Annotated in this window: 18 protein-coding genes; 12 read left to right on the top strand and 6 right to left on the bottom strand. The window is 69.6% G+C overall.

Annotated elements, in window-relative coordinates:
• Positions 1-225: 225 nt before the first annotated feature.
• Positions 226-858 (bottom strand): TetR/AcrR family transcriptional regulator, encoded by a 633-nt coding sequence (locus FM051_RS47445; protein ID WP_158854217.1) that lies wholly within the window; start codon positions 856-858, stop codon positions 226-228.
• Between the two features lie 211 nt (positions 859-1,069).
• Between FM051_RS47445 and FM051_RS47440 the strand changes: the two genes are divergently transcribed.
• The 5 genes from FM051_RS47440 to FM051_RS47420 all read left to right on the top strand — a co-directional run bounded on the left by FM051_RS47440 (position 1,070) and on the right by FM051_RS47420 (position 7,524).
• Positions 1,070-2,746 carry a CocE/NonD family hydrolase gene (locus FM051_RS47440; protein ID WP_158854214.1) on the top strand — a complete coding sequence of 559 codons (1,677 nt, stop codon included), beginning with the start codon at positions 1,070-1,072 and terminating at the stop codon, positions 2,744-2,746.
• Positions 2,747-2,931: 185 nt separating this feature from the next.
• Positions 2,932-4,554, top strand: coding sequence for an AMP-binding protein (locus FM051_RS47435; RefSeq protein WP_158854211.1), 1,623 nt, complete (start codon positions 2,932-2,934; stop codon positions 4,552-4,554).
• Entirely contained in the window at positions 4,551-5,342 is a 792-nt protein-coding gene (locus tag FM051_RS47430; RefSeq protein WP_158854208.1) for an enoyl-CoA hydratase/isomerase family protein, read from the top strand. The genes FM051_RS47435 and FM051_RS47430 overlap by 4 nt, the downstream gene beginning before the upstream one ends.
• Before the next feature lie 33 nt (positions 5,343-5,375).
• Positions 5,376-6,134: an SDR family NAD(P)-dependent oxidoreductase gene (locus FM051_RS47425; RefSeq protein ID WP_158854205.1), complete on the top strand. Its 759-nt coding sequence runs from the start codon at positions 5,376-5,378 to the stop codon at positions 6,132-6,134.
• Between the two features lie 196 nt (positions 6,135-6,330).
• Entirely contained in the window at positions 6,331-7,524 is a 1,194-nt protein-coding gene (locus tag FM051_RS47420) for an MFS transporter (RefSeq protein ID WP_238413200.1), read from the top strand.
• Between the two features lie 79 nt (positions 7,525-7,603).
• Here the strand turns inward: FM051_RS47420 and FM051_RS47415 are convergent, their stop codons facing one another.
• A complete protein-coding gene (locus FM051_RS47415) occupies positions 7,604-7,891 on the bottom strand; it encodes a hypothetical protein (RefSeq protein ID WP_158854202.1) in 288 nt (95 codons plus the stop codon).
• Between the two features lie 508 nt (positions 7,892-8,399).
• Between FM051_RS47415 and FM051_RS47410 the strand changes: the two genes are divergently transcribed.
• Positions 8,400-9,173: a recombinase family protein gene (locus FM051_RS47410; protein WP_420803671.1), complete on the top strand. Its 774-nt coding sequence runs from the start codon at positions 8,400-8,402 to the stop codon at positions 9,171-9,173.
• 538 nt (positions 9,174-9,711) lie between these two features.
• On the opposite strand, the gene FM051_RS47405 is transcribed toward FM051_RS47410, so the two are convergent.
• Entirely contained in the window at positions 9,712-10,713 is a 1,002-nt protein-coding gene (locus FM051_RS47405) for a hypothetical protein (protein ID WP_158854199.1), read from the bottom strand.
• A gap of 356 nt (positions 10,714-11,069) precedes the next feature.
• Between FM051_RS47405 and FM051_RS47400 the strand changes: the two genes are divergently transcribed.
• Together FM051_RS47400 and FM051_RS53825 are read left to right on the top strand one after the other, a co-directional pair.
• On the top strand, positions 11,070-13,205 hold the full coding sequence (locus FM051_RS47400) for a hypothetical protein (protein ID WP_202919458.1): 2,136 nt from the start codon (positions 11,070-11,072) through the stop codon (positions 13,203-13,205).
• Between the two features lie 26 nt (positions 13,206-13,231).
• Positions 13,232-13,741 (top strand): SAM-dependent methyltransferase, encoded by a 510-nt coding sequence (locus FM051_RS53825; protein ID WP_338019548.1) that lies wholly within the window; start codon positions 13,232-13,234, stop codon positions 13,739-13,741.
• On the opposite strand, the gene FM051_RS52770 is transcribed toward FM051_RS53825, so the two are convergent.
• The 3 genes from FM051_RS52770 to FM051_RS54335 all read right to left on the bottom strand — a co-directional run bounded on the left by FM051_RS52770 (position 13,635) and on the right by FM051_RS54335 (position 15,272).
• Positions 13,635-14,078 carry a hypothetical protein gene (locus FM051_RS52770; protein WP_238413198.1) on the bottom strand — a complete coding sequence of 148 codons (444 nt, stop codon included), beginning with the start codon at positions 14,076-14,078 and terminating at the stop codon, positions 13,635-13,637. The genes FM051_RS53825 and FM051_RS52770 overlap by 107 nt on opposite strands.
• Positions 14,079-14,661: 583 nt before the next feature.
• Positions 14,662-14,886 (bottom strand): TerC family protein, encoded by a 225-nt coding sequence (locus FM051_RS53525; protein WP_274383903.1) that lies wholly within the window; start codon positions 14,884-14,886, stop codon positions 14,662-14,664.
• A 323-nt stretch (positions 14,887-15,209) separates the two neighbouring features.
• On the bottom strand, positions 15,210-15,272 hold the full coding sequence (locus tag FM051_RS54335; RefSeq protein ID WP_420803672.1) for a hypothetical protein: 63 nt from the start codon (positions 15,270-15,272) through the stop codon (positions 15,210-15,212).
• Between FM051_RS54335 and FM051_RS52760 the strand changes: the two genes are divergently transcribed.
• The 4 genes from FM051_RS52760 (at position 15,264) to FM051_RS47365 (ending at position 17,564) form a co-directional block, all read left to right on the top strand.
• Entirely contained in the window at positions 15,264-15,503 is a 240-nt protein-coding gene (locus tag FM051_RS52760; RefSeq protein ID WP_238413197.1) for a hypothetical protein, read from the top strand. The genes FM051_RS54335 and FM051_RS52760 overlap by 9 nt on opposite strands.
• A 2-nt stretch (positions 15,504-15,505) precedes the next feature.
• The gene (locus FM051_RS47375) at positions 15,506-16,057 is read left to right on the top strand and encodes a carboxymuconolactone decarboxylase family protein (protein ID WP_158854194.1); all 552 of its coding nucleotides are present in this window, start codon (positions 15,506-15,508) and stop codon (positions 16,055-16,057) included.
• A gap of 92 nt (positions 16,058-16,149) precedes the next feature.
• Entirely contained in the window at positions 16,150-16,722 is a 573-nt protein-coding gene (locus FM051_RS47370; RefSeq protein WP_158854191.1) for a protein disulfide oxidoreductase, read from the top strand.
• Complete coding sequence (locus FM051_RS47365; protein WP_158854221.1) at positions 16,722-17,564, top strand: cytochrome c biogenesis CcdA family protein; 843 nt, start codon at positions 16,722-16,724, stop codon at positions 17,562-17,564. The genes FM051_RS47370 and FM051_RS47365 overlap by 1 nt, the downstream gene beginning before the upstream one ends.
• Positions 17,565-18,227: the final 663 nt, after the last annotated feature.

Below are 18,227 nucleotides of genomic sequence, written 5' to 3'. Positions count from 1 at the left end.
GCTCAAGGTCTACCCCGGCGCCCCGCACGGCATCACCGACACGCACAAGGACCAACTCAACGCCGACCTGCTCGCGTTCCTCAACAGCGCCTGACCGACGGCGAAGGCGGTCGGAGATTTCCGTGCTCGAAGTATCCGCCCGCTTCAGGTTCGTTCGATCTCGGTGGACCCGCGCCGTTCTTTCACCCGAGGGGGCAGGCCCGGCTGTCGTCGCGGTAGGCCTGCCTACGAGGTGGCCGGGCGGCTGAGCCCGTCCAGGATGAGGTCGCCGAGCTTGGAGAAGGCGTCGCCCGCGGAGAGTCCGGTGCTCTGCAGGAGTGCTCCGGATTGGACCGCGTCGATGGCAATGGCGACCACCTGGGCGGCGAAGGTGCCGTCCACATCGCGGAAGACACCGGCCCGGATGCCCTCGTCGATCATCTCCTGGACCCGGCGGGCGGCGGCATCGGAGTTCTTGCGGTAGATCCGGGCCGTGGGTTCGTAGCTGACCATGTCGTCGTACAGGGCGGGGGAGTGCAGGCGCATCGCCGTGCCGACTCCCGTGAGGTAGGTCCGTATGCGCTGACGGGGGTCGGCCTCCTCGGCGACGGCCCGCTCGATCTGCTCGGCCGCAGTGATGAAGAACCGCCGGGTGATCGTCTGCACCAGTTGTTCCTTGGTGCCCGCCACGCTGTAGAGCGTCGCCTTCGAGCAGCCCAGCCGCTGGGCCAGCTGGTCCATCGTGATCGTGGTGAAGCCCTCGGCGAGCACGATGTCGCTGGCCTGGGTGAGGAGTTCCTCGATGCGGGAGGTGTCGACGGTGCGCCTGCGGGGGCTCCGTCGTGGCGTCCGCCCGCGTGCTTCAGAGATCGCCGACATGGCTCCCAGTCTCGCACGAGCGTCAGTTCCCTGAGAAGGGGAACGCTCTCGGGTACGTTTCGTCCACACTTCGTACCCACTCTCGTGTCGGAGGGGTTCGCGACCCTGGGCGAGATGATCGAATTAAATACGTAGTTTCATACCTTGTTGGGTACGAAAGACTCCGTTAACGTACCCGCCACACTTGGTTGATCTGCAAGGAGACACTGTCGTGGCCGATGTGGAGATCGAGTTCGACGTCCCGGTGCCGATGCGGGACGGGACGATCCTGAGGGCGGATGTCCACCGCCCGACCGGTCCTGGCCCATGGCCCGTGCTGGTTCAGCGAACCCCGTACGACAAGCGCTCCCTGGGGGGCGCGCTGCAGCTGGCCACTCTTTTCGCGGTGTCCCGGGGCTACATCGTCGTGCAGCAGGACACCCGGGGCCGGTTCGCCTCGGACGGGGAGTGGAGCCCGTGGACCCACGAGCAGGCGGACGGTCACGACACGGTCCGGTGGGCGGCGAAGCTGCCGGGCGGCAGCGGCGTCGTCGGGATGTTCGGGGCCAGCTACACCGGCAACACCTCGTGGGTCGCGGCCATCGACGGCCCGCCCGAGCTCGGCGCGATCGCCGCGCAGGTCACCTGGTCGGAGCCGAACGACGGCCTCTTCATGCGCGGTGGAGCGCTGGAACTCGGGCTCAACGGCTGGTGGACGCTGTTCACCGGCCTCAGCGACCTGCCCCGGCGCTTCTCCGGTCCCGACCTGTTCGCGGCGATGACCTCGCTGATCGCCGACTACGACGGTCTGCGCGAGCGCGGCTACCGGGAACTCCCCGCCGGACGGCTGCCCGCGATCGAGCGGTTCGGCGGTCCGGACATCGGCACCCAGCGAGCGCTTGCCGCACCGGAGACGGCGGATTACGCACGCGTCGCCGGTCGACACGACGCCATCACGACGCCGAGCCTGGTCGTGACCGGCTGGTACGACGTCTTCCTGCAGGGAGCTCTCGACAACCACATCGCCATGGCGAAGAGGGGACGGCCCGCCAAGCTCCTCGTCGGGCCGTGGTCGCACGTGGAGAACGCGATTCCGGGCGCGGTGGGTGAGACCAACTTCGGGTTGACCTCCACCCGCGCCGCGATCGCCGGCCAGTACTCGCTCGACGAGCTCCAGATCCGGTGGTTCGACCACTGGCTGCTCGGCCGGGACACGGGCCTCATGGACGAGCCGCCGGTCAAGATCTTCGTGATGGGGACGAACACCTGGCGTGACGAGAACGAGTGGCCGCTCGCACGCGCCGTCGAGACGCCGTGGTTCCTTCGCGCCGATGGGAAGCTCAGCGACAGCGCACCTGGTGCGGACGAGGACCACGACACCTACGTCTACGACCCGAACGACCCGGTGCCCACCCGCGGTGGCGCGACGACCATGGCCGTGGACTTCCCGCCGGGCCCCTTCGACCAGGCGGCGGTCGAGCAGCGCCCGGATGTGCTCGTCTACACCAGTGAGCCGTTGGAGCACGACCTCGAGGTGACCGGTCCGGTGCGGGTGACCTTGTACGCGGCCACCGACGGGCCGTCGACCGACTGGGTGGTGCGGTTGTGCGACGTCGATGCGCAAGGTGTGTCGCGCAACATCACCGACGGGGTCCTGCGCGTCAACGCCTCCCCGGACACTGTCGGGGAGCACGAGATCGACCTGTGGTCCACCAGCAACGTGTTCCGCGCGGGGCATCGTCTCCGCGTCCAGGTGACGTCGAGCAACTTCCCGCGCTGGGACCGCAACCCCAACACGGGCGAGCCGCCGCAGGCCGCCACGACCCTGCGGGCCGCCCGCCAGCGCATCTTCCACGACGCCTCCCGGGTGTCCAGGATCGCGCTCCCCGTGGTGCCGTCCCAGGCCTGAGGGTGCGGTGACGCGTCGCCTCGCGGTGCCGGCGACGCGTCCGCTCCTCGGAGTCCTGCCGTGCGTCGCTCGTCTTGAACGAGCCACGACGGATGCGTCCGCCGCTACGCACCTTGCGGCACGGTACCCGCCAGGGTACGTTTTCATTGAACATGGTACCCAACAGCGTACCCAATGGAGGGTTCATGGCACCGGAGCCGACAGTCGCGGCGCGCATCGCGCAGCTCATCGAGTGTTTTTCCGCGCCCGATGCCGATCCGGCCTGGCTGCTGTGCGGCCGGCACCCGGGCGACGCGGTGGCGTTCACCGTCGTCGAGCCGGGTGGTTCGTGGAACGACCTGACCTTCGGGGAGCTGGGCGAACGGTCCGAGCGGTTCGCCGGCGTGCTGAAGGATCTCGGTATCGGCCGGGGTGACCGGGTGGCGACGTTGATGGGCAAGAGCGCCGACCTGGTCACGGTGCTGTTGGGCATCTGGCGCGTCGGCGCCGTCTACGTCCCGCTGTTCACCGCGTTCGCCACCGACGCCGTCAGCGCGCGCCTGACCGCGTCGGGCGCGAAGGTCGTGGTCGCCGACGCCGCGCAGAGCCCGAAGGTCCCCGCGGGGGAGTGGGCGGTGCTCGTCGCCGGGAGCGCGGACGAGCAGGTGGACGGCACCCACCGCCTCGCCGAGCTCATGGCCTGTGCGGACCCCGTGACCGGAAGCGTCCCGATCGGTGGGGACGGCGACCTGGTCCACATGTTCACCTCGGGCACGACCGGCGCACCCAAGGGCGTCGTGCACCCGCTGCGCTACGTCGCCGGCTGGCAGGCCTACCTCGAGTTCGGGCTCGGCGTGCGCGGCGACTCCGTCTACTGGTGCGGGGCCGATCCCGGCTGGGCCTACGGCCTGTACTCGGCCGTCGTCGCGCCGCTGGCCCTCGGCGTGCGCAGCGTCCTGCAGCACGGTGGGTTCGACGTGGCCGCCACGTGGGCGACGATCGCCGCGCTCGGGGTCACCGACTTCGCCGCCGCGCCGACCGTGTTCCGGGCACTGGGCACCAGCGAGGTCCCGGTGCCGCAGGGCCTGCGCCTGCGGCGGCTGTCCAGCGCGGGGGAACCGCTCACCCCCGAGGTCAACGAGTGGGCCGTGCCCGCGCTGGGCCTGGCGGTGCACGACCACTACGGCCAGACCGAGGTCGGCATGGTCGTGGGCTACCCGCATCACCCGGACCTGGAGGTTCCGGTCGTCGCGCAGGCGATGGGGGTCGCACTGCCCGGGTGGGCCGTCACCGTGCTGAAGGAGGGGGCCGGCACCCCGGCCGCGGCCGGCGAGCCCGGCCTGCTCGCCGTCGACGTCGCCGCCAGCCCGCTGATGACCTTCACCGGGTACGCCGGGGGACGCTCGGCCGCCGACCGGTTCACCGCCGACGGCGCCTACTACCTCACCGGCGACCTCGCCAGCCGCGGTGAGGACGGCACGCTGCGGTTCTCCTCCCGCGACGACGACGTGATCATCATGGCCGGGTACCGGATCGGTCCGTTCGAGGTCGAGTCGGCGCTCGCGCAGCACGAGGCCGTGGCCGAGTGCGCCGTCGTGGCAGCCCCGGACCCGGTCCGCGGGGAGGTCGTCGAGGCCTTCGTGGTCCTGCGCACCGACGTGCCGGTCGGCGCCGACCTCGAACGGGAGCTGCAGACCCACGTCAAGCAGCGCTACGCCGCACACGCTTACCCCCGGCGGGTCCACATCGTGGACAGTCTGCCCAAGACACCGAGCGGGAAGATCCAGCGCGCGCGGCTGCGCGAGATCCTCTCCGCGGCGGCACGGTGAAAAACCTCCCCTCGGGCGGGGATGTGCTCCGCTGCGAGCAGCACGGGCCGGTCCGCCGACTGGTGCTGCACCGCCCGGCGCAGCGCAACGCCCTGAACGCCGCACTGGTCGACGCCTTGACCGCGGCGCTGGACGAGGCCGAGCAGGACCCCGCCACCCGCGCGCTGCTGATCCACGGGAGCGGCCCGAGCTTCTGCGCCGGAGCCGATCTGAAGCACCTGCTCGACCTGCACGAGGCCGACGGCGACCCGGTGCCCTTCCTGCGCACCGTGTCCGCGCTCACCCGCCGGATCGAACTCAGCCCGCTGCCCGTCGTCGCCGCGCTGCACGGGCACGCGGTGGCCGGCGGCCTGGAGATCGCGCTCGCCTGCGACGTCGTCGTCGCCGAGACCGGGACCCTGATCGGCGACGGGCACCTCCGCCACCACCTGGTTCCCGGCGCCGGGTCGAGCGTGCGGATGCGACGCAAGCTCGGGGACTCCCTCGGTCGATGGCTCGCCCTCAGTGGCGACCTGCTGCCCGCCGAACGGTTCCTCGCCGCAGGCTGGCTGCACGCGATCAGCGATCCCGGCCACGGCGTCGCCGACGGCCGGCGGCTGGCCGACGTGCTCGCCGCAGCCGCCAACCCCGCCCAGTCCGCCTTCAAGCTGCTCCTCGCCGACCTCGACGACTCCCCGTCCACGGAGGACGGCCTCGGACTGGAGCTGGAGACGTTCGCCAAGCACTGGGCCGGCCACGACGTCGCGAGCGAACTGCGCGGCTTCTTCACCCGCCGCACCGCAGGCTGACCGCCCCGCACGATTGCCGGAAAGGCACCCGAAGTGAACCGCTACGTCGGACAGACCGTCCTGGTGACCGGTGCAGGGCAGGGCCTCGGCCGTGCCATGGCCCACCGGTTCGCCGCCGAGGGCGCCACGGTGATGATCGGCGAGATCAACGCGTCCGCCGGCCGTGAGCTGGCCGCCGAACTCACCGACGAGCACGGCGTGACCGCCGAAGCCTGTGCCCTGGACGTCACCCGCTCGACCGACGTCGACGACTGGGTCCGGCAGGTCCACGCCGACCACGGACGCATCGACGTCCTGGTCAACAACGCCGGGATCATCCGCGACAACCGCGCCACCGACATCGACGACGCCGACTGGCACGCGGTGCTCGACACCAACCTCTCGGCGAGCTTCTTCTGCATCCGGGCAGTGCTCCCGGTCATGCAGCAGCGACGCTACGGCCGCATCCTGTCCTTCTCCTCGATGAGCTGGCGGGGCAACTTCGGCCAGGCGAACTACGTCGCCGCCAAGGCCGGAATCGTCGGACTCACCCGCACCATCGCCCTGGAAGGAGCCCGCCACGGCATCACCGCCAACGCCATCGCCCCCGGTCTCATCGAAACCCCGATGCTGGCCTCGATGAACGGCCCGGCCCGCGACAAGCTCGTCGCCAAGGTCCCGCTGCGCCACACCGGCGATCCCGCCGACATCGCCGAAGCCGCCGCCTACCTGTGCTCACCCGCCGCCCGGTACGTCACCGGCGTCGTCCTCGACGTCGACGGCGGCCTCGGAATCGGATCATCCATCCGCTGAACACCGCACCACCCCTGCACTCAACGGAGAGTCAGATGAAGCAGCCAACCGCCCCCGCGAACCCGATGCGCCGTGTCGCCATAGCCAGCTGTGCCGGCACTACCATCGAGTTCTACGACTTCTTCATCTACGGCACCGCGGCCGCCCTCGTCTTCCCCACGGTGTTCTCCCAGCGCTCGGCAGCGCCGCCGCGACAGTGGCGTCGTTCGCGACGTTCGCCGTCGCGTTCGTGGCCCGCCCGATCGGCGCGATCCTGTTCGGACACCACGGCGACCGCCTCGGCCGCAAGAACACCCTCATCGCGACCCTGGTGCTCATGGGCATCTCCACCGTGGTCATCGGCCTGCTGCCCGGGGCGGCGACACTCGGCGTCGCCGCCCCGATCATCCTGGTGGTGCTGCGCTTCCTGCAGGGCCTGGCCGTCGGGGGCGTATGGGCCGGAGCCACGCTGCTCGCCGCCGAGTACGCCCCACCGGAAAAGCGCGGCCTCTACGCGACCTTCCCGCAGCTCGGCCCGGCGTTCGCCTTCGCCCTGTCCAGCGGAACCTTCCTCGCCGTCAACGTCGCACTCGGTGACACCAACCAGACGTTCCTCGACTGGGGCTGGCGCATTCCGTTCCTGTTGAGCGTGGTCCTCATCGGTGTCGGCTTCTGGGCTCGCATGGCCATCGAGGAAACCCCGGTGTTCCGCAACGCGCGGCAGGACATCCAGTCCGCGCTCGTGGCGAAGCGCGCCAAGCCGCCGATCCTGGAGGTCTTCCGCACCCAGCCGCGGGAAGTCCTGCTCGCCGGTGGAGTCCTCACCATCGTCTTCACGCTCTTCTACATGGGTACCGCCTACCTGACCAGCTTCGGGACCAACCCGGCCGGAGCCGGTCTCGACCGCCGCACGGTGCTGACGTTCAACATCCTCGCCGCGGTCGTCTTCGGGCTCACCACTGTCGTGTCGGGAATCCTGTCTGACCGCCTCGGGCGCCGGAAGGTGATCCTGACCTGTTGCGCGCTGTCGATCCCCTGGGCGCTGGTCCTGTTCCCCCTCATGGGAACCGGCTCGGCGACCGGGTTCGCGATCGGGCTCATCGGCACCCTCGCCATCTTCGGCATCGCCTACGGGCCGGTCGGCGCCTACCTGCCCGAGATGTTCGCGACCCGCTACCGCTACACCGGCGCCGGAATGGGCTACAACCTCGGCGGCGTCCTCGGCGGCGCCGTCTCACCACTGGTCGCGACCCAGCTCGCCGGCAGCTTCGGGAGCTACGCCGTCGGCATCATGATCGCCGCATTCGGGCTGCTCAGCCTCGTCTGCACGCTCGCCCTCGGCGAAACCCGCCACCGCGCCGTCGAAGCCGATCCTGCTGACAACGCAGCGACCGGCGTCCCGACCGCTTGACCGAAGCCAGGACGTTCTCGCCTGCCGCGCCTTTCCGGCCGGGCGAGAACCCGGCAGCCGTGTCGCCATCCGGCGGCGTTCAGCCCGACCGGTCAATCCGGTGGAAGTAGCTCGTCCTGGCGTCGGTGATCGAGGCTTTGATCGATTCGAAGACGCGAGCCGCGGCCGGGCGGCGAAGCCGACGCGAGGCCAGGCAGGCGGTGAACTGCGGCACCACCGCTACTTCACGGTGCAGAACCCGCCGTAGCGAGGGTTCTTGTTCAGCCACGAAAGCCGGCAGCAATCCGATGCCGGCACCGCACAGCGTCGCTCGAAGTTGACTGTGGACGCTGGTCCATCTGGGTGGGAGCATGCCGGCGGTCGTCACGGTCGTCGTGGTGCGTCGTCTTGTCGATATCCAATCCGGCGACCGCAGAGGCGATCATCATCGTGGCGTCACAACAGGAAGGGTCGGACCTGCTCGGCGAGTGGCTGCGGACAAAGGGGTCCACCGCGCGTCGCAAACGGTCTGAGGACCCGTTCGTCCATCTTGGACTGCGTTTTGCCTTCTACGGGAGGATGTCGACCTCGGAGTTTCAGGATCGGCGGACGACGCGATCGTGGTGGGGGAGTTCGAGCGGGTTTCTGTGGTGACCGGTTCGTGCGGATGGTCCCGTTGTTCGAGCGGCTCGGGGTGCGGGTGTGGTTGCCGGAGGCCGGTGGGCGGGTGGATCTGGCGTGTCCGGCGCATGAGGCGTTGGTGGTGATGTTGGGGGCGCGGTCGGATCTGGGGATCCGGCGTGTGCGGTATCGGGTGATCGGGGCGATGCGGGTGCAGACCTGCGATCAGGGTCGGTATCCGGGTGGGCGTCCGCCGTACGGGTACCGGTTGGTCGATGGTGGCCCGCATCCGAACCGGGCGCACGCGCGCTGGGGGCGCCGGCTGCAGGGGTTCGCGTCGGATCCGGCGACCGCGCCGCACGTGCGGTGGATCTTCATGGAGCGGCTGGCGGGGCGCAATATTGCCGGGATCGCGCGGGAGCTCGACGAGCGTGGTGTGCCGTCGTCCGTCGTCCGCGGATCGCAACCCGCACCGGTCGGGGGAGACGTGGACGTTGGTCACGGTGGCGAAGATTCTGGAGAACCCTCGTTACACCGGGCGGCAGGTGTGGAACCGGGTGGCCGACGACCGGGAACACCCTCATCCGACGAGTGGTCGGCCGGCCCAGCGTGCCAACGACCGCGTGGACTGGGTGATCTCCGCGGACATCGCCCATGCGGCGCTGGTCGGCGAGGCCGACTTCCTGCTGGTCCAGGCGCGGCGGGCGGCGCGTCCGACCGCGGACGGCAGCGTCCGCAGGTATCACCTGTCCGGGCTGCTGGTGTGCGGGGTGTGCGGGCGGCGGTTGGAGTCGCACTGGGGTCACGGGCGCGCGGGCTACCGGTGTCGGCACGGGTACACCAGCGCACGCTCACGCCCGGCCGACGCGCCCCGCAACGCCTACCTGCGCGAGGACCACCTCGTGGACGTCGTCGTGGAGCAGCTTGTCGGGGAAGGGCACCACGTCGGAGTGGAACCGGCCCGGGTGGCCGCGCATCTGCGCGACCACCGGCTGACGGTCACCTGCGACGCGCACGGCGTCGGTCTCCGGCCGGTGCCCGCCGTGTGAAACCGCAAGTCAGCGCCTCAAGCTACAAATCCCACGGGCCCTGATCTGATAAACTCAGATCAGGGCCCGTGGGGTAATTATATGTCCGAGTCTTGAACCCTCAAACGCGGGTAATCTCCCATGTTCAATAGAACGCGGAGAGTCATACGTGCAGCTTATCGGCTTGATCGGACGTCTTGGATCGCAAGATGTCGTGACACTGTCGGCTGATTACGTACCGTGACCAGTAGGTGATGGCGATTGGTTACCGTCTGTCGCGAAATGGGCGGTGGCCCGTGTCGGTGGAGTATTTTCCGAGGTTCGTGAAAGATGTCGTGGATTCAGTTTGTGTCCTTGTGATTCCGTCGACCTGTCCACATTGAAGTGAACCTGGACCGGAGGTCATCTCCGGTAATCACATTGGGAAGTGCGGCGAGTTTGGAGGCGATTGTGCCGGGACGGGGAGACGTCGACCGGGTGGGGAGGGCGGACGCCGCGTTCGACCTTGACGGAGGTACGCCCTTGGCCCGTCACCGGCGCCCGCCGCCGGAACGGTTGATCAGCCCTGTGGGAGTCGGTTGACGGCGGCGGTGGCGAGTTCGACGGCGAGGGGGCAGTTCGACTCGTCCGGGGCGTCGGCGGTGACCTGCACCGATACTTCCTCGATCGTCTGCACGCCGTCTGGGTCGTCCAGTGGTCGGTGCACGATCCGGACTTGGCAGCCGGGCAGTGTGCGGGAGTCGGGGTTGCTGCCGCCCACCATGGGGTGGACCACGGCGGAACGGCTGTTGATCGTGGTCCTCCGGTCGCGGGGCGAGTCGGCCCGTGGCTCGGCGGTCCGGTTGAAGCTCACCAGCACGCTCGGGGTGGAGACCTCCGGGTCGCCCCACGTGCAGTGCTGACCGTTGAACCCGGGGTGGAGTCGGCTCCGGTCGATGCCGGGCACCCGTCCTGTCTCCCGGTGGTCGAGCAGGCGGCACGCGTCGAGCCGGCCGAGGGAGTTCGGGGGCAGGCCCGCCGGCTTGAGTTCACCACGTTTCAACTGCGGCAGCACGCCGTCGACAGCGGTCTGCGCGATTTCGCAACTGAGCGCCCGGTTCCCGGTCACTCCTCCGCGGACACCCGCGGCCCACGTGATCACCGCGTGGTCGGAGACGACGACGGTGTGCCGGCACCAGTATTCGTCACCTTCGTCGTCGTACACGGTGACGCCGTCACGGTTCCGTGGCGTGGATCCCGTGGGCACGTCGAAGTCGAAACCGACGCCGATCACGGCGGTGTCTCCGGTGGCCAGCCTGATGGTGGCGTCACAAGTGGTGAACTGGGTGCCCATGTCGATGGTGGCCCTGCCGTACCTCGCCAGTACCTCGGGATCCAGCAGCGCGCAGGGATCGGCGTCACGCAGCTGGTCGGCTGTGATCGCTATACCGCTGCTCCGCGGCGCGCCGGCGGCGGGAATCGACGGCGTCGGGGATGGCGGCGCGGCCGGTGCCGGCCCCGTCGAACAGGCAGACGCGGCCACGAGCGTGGTGACGACAAGTGTTGCCGTGCGACGGGCCATGCGGCGAACGCTAGCCATGCCGTCACCCGTCGCCGGTCACCGTGTCACCAACATGCCGGCGAAGTCAGCCGTCCCTGTCCGGATGGTCGTGGGCGGTGCGCTCGGCGATCTCGGGGCTGCAGTTGATCGGCATGGACCCTGTCCGTCAAAACGATGCGAGTCCAAGATGTCCGTCAAACGGGTCAGGCCCCATCCGTCACATTCGCAGCTCAGTTCGCCACTGACCGCAACTGAGCCTCTGGTTGCGGTAATCCTTGTTCGGGCGATGCTTTCACCTTCCGGGTGCCTGGCGACTGGTCGTCGCTCAGACTGTGTATTCGACCTGTTCTCTGCTCGACCACGCAGCCCGAGAGGCCATGAACGGGTGTTCCGGACGTCGCCGACTGCTGCCGCTGGCCGTTGTCACCGTCGTGGTGACCGTGCTCGCGGCGGCGGACGTGCTGCCCTCGTGGCCGGGCCTGCCCCACCTGCTGGCGCTGCCGCCGGTGGATCTGTTCGCCGATCTTCGGGTGCTGCTCACCCAGGCGACTTCAGTGCCGGCATTCGTGCTGCTACTGGTGCTGGTACTCACCGTGCGCGTCCTGGCGATGGCCGTGATGCTCGGCGGCCTCAACTGGGCCACGGTGCGGTTCGCGGCCCTGTACTACGGCATCGTGCTGCTACCGATGCTCGTCGGCGCGCAGTTGGACTACATGGCCTTCGCGATGCTGTTCGCGCGGTTGTTCTGGCCGGCGGTGGCGCTGGTGGCGGTGCTCGGTCTGCTCGCCGGCCCGGTGCCCTGGCAGGACAGTCCGCGGCTGCGCACGGCGGTGTGGCGGACCTGGCGCGGCGGTCTGCGCGTCGGGATCATGCTGCCCTACGCCGCGGTGATCGTGCTGCTCGGTGTGGTCACCAACGCGTGGCCGGAGCCGATGGTGACGGTGGCGCTGGTGCCGGTCTCGGCGCTGGCCACCGGGTTCACCATCGTGCTGCTCAGTCGGCCGCCCAGACCCGGAGCGCAGCGCCGCCTCGCCGTCGCCGCCGCCGCGTCCACGGTGGCGGGCACCGTGTTCATCGCCACCCGCCCGCACGAGCCCGCGCCCCTGCCCCCACCCAGGGAGGGCTCGATGATGGTCATGTCAGGCATCAACTCGTCCTCGGGAAACGGCGCCGTCTTCCACACGCGACCGGAGAAGTTCGGCCTGACGTGTGATCAGATCTACTACTACTCCTATGCGGGGCCGGGCGACGGACAGCCCCGCGGAGTCGCGAAATGCCCGATCCGCACCGGCGCACCCTTCGAGGCCGTGCACACCCACCGGCCGATGGCCGAGCAGGCGGCGCTGTTCGCCGAGCAGGTCCGCGATCTGCCCCGACCGCTGATGGTGATGGCCCATTCCCACGCGGCGTGGGTGGCCTGGACCGCCGTGGCCGGCGGCATGGCGCCCCGGGTCGACGTGCTCGTTCTGAACGGCCCGTTCCGGCAGAGCATCCAGGGTTACCCGCCGCCGGGCGAGAACGGCCCCGGCAAGACCGCCGGTGACCTGCTTCGGCTGTCGGTGCACCTGGGCAACCTGTTCGGCGCCAACCACGAACCCGACTCGCCCGCCGCCCGCGAGACATTGGCGGACCCGACAGCGCCCACCGCGATCTTCGCGCGCCCGCTGCCCCCGGGTGTGCGCGCGATCGCCGTGCACGCGACGGTCGATCTGCCGCTGCAGCCGTCCGGCTGGCGGCTGCCGATCGAGCACAACACGTGTCCGCTGCGCGTAGCCCACTCATCCCTGCCCGGATCGGACGCGACGATCGAGGAGGTGAACCGCTTCCTCGACGGCAGGTCGCCACCACCGTGTCCGTCATGGCGGGACTGGGGCGTGCCGATCACCCGAGGCTTCAGCGTCCCCGCAGCGCGGGCGCACCACACAGCACTGTCCCCGTTCGCGGTAGCTCTCGCGGAAGGTGGCGCCGGTGCGGAGCCGGCTTCGGCCGGCCCCGCGTCGCTGCCCACCGGCCGACCCGTCAGTCGCAGATCGCCGGTGCCCTCATCCCGCCGGGGTACGGCGCGGTCCACCTGTTCTCGGGCCTCGGGCGGACCTTCCGCGAGACGTCACCAGTCACGCGGCTGTTCCCCGGCGCAGCGGTTCGGGTCAGTGGTCTCCGGCGGCCATGACCAGGAGCATCAGGGAGAGCAGGAGTGGGAGGGCGCCGATACCGGTGCCGGTGACGGCGGTCCGGTCCAGTCGGTACTCGGTCTTGGTGGTCGTCGACACCGTGCCGCGGACCACGCGCTGACCGCCAGGAGCACGCTCCGCCGGGTCGGCCGGCTGTGCAGTGCCAGGCACAACGAGATCGGTCCCAGCCAAGCGTCTTTGCCCGGGCGGTCCTCCGCGGGGAGCTGCCGCGTCACGCCGCTCATGTTCTCCCAAGTCGTCCGTCGGGCTGGCCGGTCACCGCCGCGGCGTTTCCGGCCTTGGTCGAGTGCGTCTTCGGATGGCGGTGTCCGGTCACGATAGCGACCACATCGGCTGCGGACAGGGCGATGATTGGTCAGGGACCTGGTGATGTCGTCATCACCTACAAGCATGACGAATCGGCTGTCACGGCTGCGAGTTCGACATCCGTGTACGCCATCGGCGCACGTCCCAGAACCCGTCCGGCGTGCCGTCGCAGCCGAGGGCGTGTTCCCACTGACCGGAAACGGGCCCAGTGTGGCGGGCCTGCAGGCTGTGGCCCTGACCGTTTGTTCGACACCACGACGGTGAGGCGGCGGGGGGAGCGAGGGCGGATGGACCACCACGACAGTTCGAGGCCTTACGAGATCGACCTGAGTCGGCCGAGTGCCGCGCGGGTCTACGACTATTACCTCGGTGGTGCGCACAACTTCGCGGCCGACCGGGAGATGGCGCAGCAGGCCATTCGGATGTGGCCGGATCTCCCGTTGATCACGCAGGCGAACCGGGCGTTCCTGCGCCGCGCCGTCCGCCAATGCGTGTGGTCTGGTCGTGGTGGCGTGAGCTGTCGTGCCCGGTGTGGGCGGCGGTGGTTGTAGTGGGCCACGCCTGCTGTGTGGTCCATTCCCGGGTCGGGTGGGCGGTGACGCCGGTGATGTGCAGGCGTCGGGTGCCGTGTTCGAGGAAGGCCAACGCGTAGAGTCGTTTGCCGAGCACGGTGTCGAGGTGGAGGAAGTCCGCCGCGATGATGCCCTCGGCTTGGGCGGTGAGGAACTCGCGCCAGGCCGGGCCGCAGCGGCGCGGTGCCGGGTCGGCGCCTGCCGAGTTGAGGATCTGCCGGACGGTCGATGCGGCGATCCTGTGGCCGAGCCGGGCCAATTCGCCCTGGATCCGCCGATGGCCCCAGCGAGGGTTCTCCTCGGTGAGCCGCAGCACGAGTGCCTTGATCGCAGCTCGGGTTGGCGGGCGTCCGACGCGTCGGCGAGCGGTGTGGTCCCACTTCCGGGCCACGAACCCCGCGGTGCCAGGCGAGCATGGTGCTGGGAGTGACCGGGAAGACGTCCTGCCGTCGCCGACGGTCTATCAGTCCGGTCAGGGCCGCAAACCAGAACCGGTCCGCGGGTTCGTAGCGGACCGGACCCGCGAGCCGGCGGCGAAGCACCGCGTTCTTGTGGCGCAGCACCAAGCAGTTCGGCATCCTTCGCCGTCTCGCTGCGCAGCAGCACCGACGGGACGGACAGCAGCTTCCGGGTCACCTGGTATAGCAGGGACACGATCACCCGGACATGCTCTCAACTCGCTGACAGCGTGGCTCTACCAGCGACGATGACTTTTCGAGCGGCACAGGGTGCAGGTGCACCGGCTGCCTGACCTGCTTCGCCCGCACGCGCAGGTTCAGGAACTCCACGAAGATCGAGGACGCGATCGGCCCGTAGACGTATCCCTTCGGGATGTGGTGGTCGAAGCCCTCCGCGACCAGGCTGCCGCCGATGAGGCAGGAACGACAAGGCGGGCATCTTCACCGTCGCGTGCCGGTTGACGAACTCGCCGACCGGCCCAGCCGACACAGCGTGACCACCATCGCCACCAGCACGGCGGCGACCATGACGCCCAGCTCGTCCACCATGCCCACGGCCGTGGTCACCGAGTCGAGCGAGAACACCACGTCGAGCACGAGGATCTGGGCGACCACCGACGCGAACGACACCACCTGCGGGCGGTGCTGGACAGCTACGCGGCCCACTACAACCACCGCCGACCCTGCCGAGCCCGGCAACTCAGGCCACCACGATCAGACCGGCCGATCGCAGAGCCGGGCAGCACGTCGATACGTCACCGACCGGTTCTCGGCGGTCTGATCAACGAGTACGAACCCACAGCAGCCTAACGCGCAGGTCAGACAGCGTGGCCAACTTCTGGAACCCCGCCGGCACCCGTGTTCCGGTCATGAGCGGTCGATGTCCAGGCGGGCGAACTCCTGATCCCGAAAGTGGTCGGGCCGGTATCCGGACAACACCGACCCGACCACTGCGGTACCCGTCCTCGGTCCGGTCACCGTGAGAGCTGTCAGGCTGTGCCCCACGTGTCGTGGGTGACCCCGGTGGCTGGTGCGTACCACCAGTGTTCCAGGGCGCCGTTGTGGCCGCGCCCGAAGACGTGCTGCTCCCCGCGCCACACGAAACCGGTGGGGTCGCTGACGATCGCCGGGACCGTCCAGACGTCCCGGTGCTGTCGCTGCTCGCCTACGGCGTGAACCTGCGTTCACGCGCCGGAGCGTCCGCACGCGAACTCGAGTCGGCCGTCACCGCAGCGTTCGCCTCGATGAGCGCCGATCACGCCGATCACGAGGAGAACACCTGATCATGGTCGACTTCCCGCTTCACGACGAGAACACCGCCCCGGAAGGCGCCCGACCGCACCTCGCGGCGGCGAAGCAGCGGATGGGGTTCATCACCACGCTCAACGCGGTCATGGCCGAGTCGCCCGAACTGTTGGCCGGTTACGACGCGGTGTCCGCGTCCTTCAACGAGTCGTCCCTGAGCACCGCGGCCAAGCAGGTCGTGCTGATCACGGCGAGTGTGGAGAACGGCTGTGAGTACTGCGTCGCCGCGCACTCGACGGTCGCCCTGCGTGCCCGCGTGCCCGCCGACGTCGTCGAGGCGCTGCGCGAGGGCAAGCCCGTGGGCGACCCGGAGTTGGAAGCGGTCCGACGCCTCACCCGCTCGGTGGTCGTCAACCGCGGCTGGGTTCCGGACGAGGAGGTCGAGGAGTTCCTGGCGACGGGTCACACCCGGCGCAACGTCCTCGACGTCGTGCTCGGCGTCGGCATGAAGACGCTGTCCAACTACACCAACCACATCGCCCACACCCCGCTCGACCCGCACTGGCAGGACCAGGCCTGGACCAAGCCCTGACGACCGGGCCGGTGGACGTCCCCGATTCGTAAGAACCATCCGGCCCGGTGATTGGCAGGATGGCCGAAGACCGACGTCCGGAGGTGTGGTTGATGCTGCGGAAATCCGCGTGGTGCGTGACCGTCCTGGCATTCGTGGTGGGCTGCGGGTCACCGGCGCCCACAGCGGGCCAGGCCTCGACGACGACACCACCCGCGGTCGGGGCGGACACCACGCAGAGCTCCACTGCACCCGGCACGGCCGCGCCTGCCGCCCCGGTGGCCGAGCAGTTGAGGTTCGCCGCGAAGACCGTGGACGGCAAGGACTTCTCCGGGGAGAGCCTGGCCGGGAAGCCCGCGGCGCTGTGGTTCTGGGCGCCGTGGTGCCCGAAGTGCCAACGCGAAGCGCCCGGTGTCGCCGCCGTCGCCAAGGACAACGCCGCGGTCACCTTCGTCGGTGTCGCCGCGCTCGACCAGGTGCCCGCGATGCAGCAGTTCGTGCAGCGCTTCGAACTCGGCGGGTTCGCGCACATCGCCGACATCGACGGCGCGGTGTGGAAGCGGTTCGGGGTCACCGCCCAGCCCGCCTACGCCTTTGTCGGCCGTGACGGCAATGTGGAGGTCGTGCCGGGGCAGCTGTCCGAGCAGGAGTTGCGCGAGCGGGTCGCCGCGATCGCGGGCACGTGATGGTGGAGGCGCTGCTGCCCGCCGCTCTGGCCGGGATGGTCGCGACGGTGAACCCGTGCGGGTTCGCCATGCTGCCCGCCTACCTCGGCCTGGTGGTCCACGGTGACGACGGCCGCGACCGCACGACCGCCGTGGGCCGCGCCCTGGCGGCCGGCGCGGTGATGACGGCCGGTTTCGTGGTCGTATTCGGGGCCTTCGGGGTCGTGGTCGCGCCGGTGGCGGCGTCGGTCCAGCGCTACCTGCCGTTCGTCACCGTCCTGATCGGCGCGGGGCTCGTGCTCACCGGCGTCGTCCTGATCACCGGCCGGACGTTGACGTTGCTGCTCCCCAAACCGGGCAAGGGCGCGCCGAACCGGCGTCTGGGCTCGATGTTCGGCTACGGGGTCGCCTACGCGATCGCGTCCCTGTCGTGCACCATCGGACCGTTCCTCGCCCTCGTCGGCACCGCCTTGGGCGGTGCCGACCTCGTCGAGGGCATCGCGGCGTTCCTGGCCTACGCCCTCGGCATGGGGCTCGTGGTCGGTGTGCTCGCTGTCGCCGCCGCCCTGGCCGACAACGCCCTGGCCAACCGGGCCAAGCGGCTGCTGCCCCACGTCTCCCGGGCCGGCGGCGTGTTGCTCGTGATCGTCGGCGCCTATGTCACCTACTACGGTGTCTACGAACTGCGCGTGTTCTTCGGCGACGCCGACCCGGCAGACCCGGTGATCGACGCCGCCGGCGTGGTGCAGGGAGCGCTGGTGGACGCCCTGACCGCCGTCGGCTCGTGGCCGCTTCTCGCCGTGGCCGCATTGCTGATCGCGGGAGCGGTCGTCGCGGTCAGGCGCAAGGCCACCCGCAGGTGATCAGGAAAGTCCGTGGTGAACACCAGTGATCGAGCGTGAGCGCGATGCCGTCCACCTGGCCGGGTCACCGCGTCGCCGGCCGGCGACGGGCCCGCTGCCGTACGGTCAGCGCAGGCTTGTGCACTGCGAGGTGCGACGGATGGCAACCTGAGTTTGGTACCCGGCCTACCGTGTCGGTGGTCAGTTTCGTCCGGCCAGGTACATCGGGTCGTCGCCCGGACCTCACGGTGAAGTTACGGTGGCACGTTGCTCGGCGTCTGCACCGGGCCGTACGTGGTGAGCGCCGGCTACCCGAGGTCGTTGGCCCTGCTGCTGTTTCTGCACCGCCGCGGGTCCGGGGGTGGGAAAACCGGACCTGATCCTTGCCGAGTGCCGTTATCGCGGTTCAACGGTGGTCAGCTGAGATCGGGCAGGTGTCAGCCCCGGAGGCCGGTCGATGTGGTGTCCTGGCCACCGCACCGGGCGATGCCGGCGGTGGCACGTGACTGCTCGTCTTGGTCACCGGTTTCGGTGGCGATCGCCAGCGCCTCTCTGTAAGAACTCCTAACAGAATGATCTTGGAATACGGTTGAGCAGTGGTGTGTTGACCATGGCGTGAGGAAGGGCCAGCAGCTTCCGTGGGTCGTCTCCGACGAGCTGTGGGCAAGGGTCGAGCCGCTGCTC

The sequence above is a fragment of the Saccharothrix deserti genome (genome assembly GCF_009769385.1).
Lineage (GTDB): Bacteria > Actinomycetota > Actinomycetes > Mycobacteriales > Pseudonocardiaceae > Actinosynnema > Actinosynnema deserti.
Note: the sequence above shows the minus strand (reverse complement) of the source record. Positions and strands in the feature narration are given on the sequence as shown.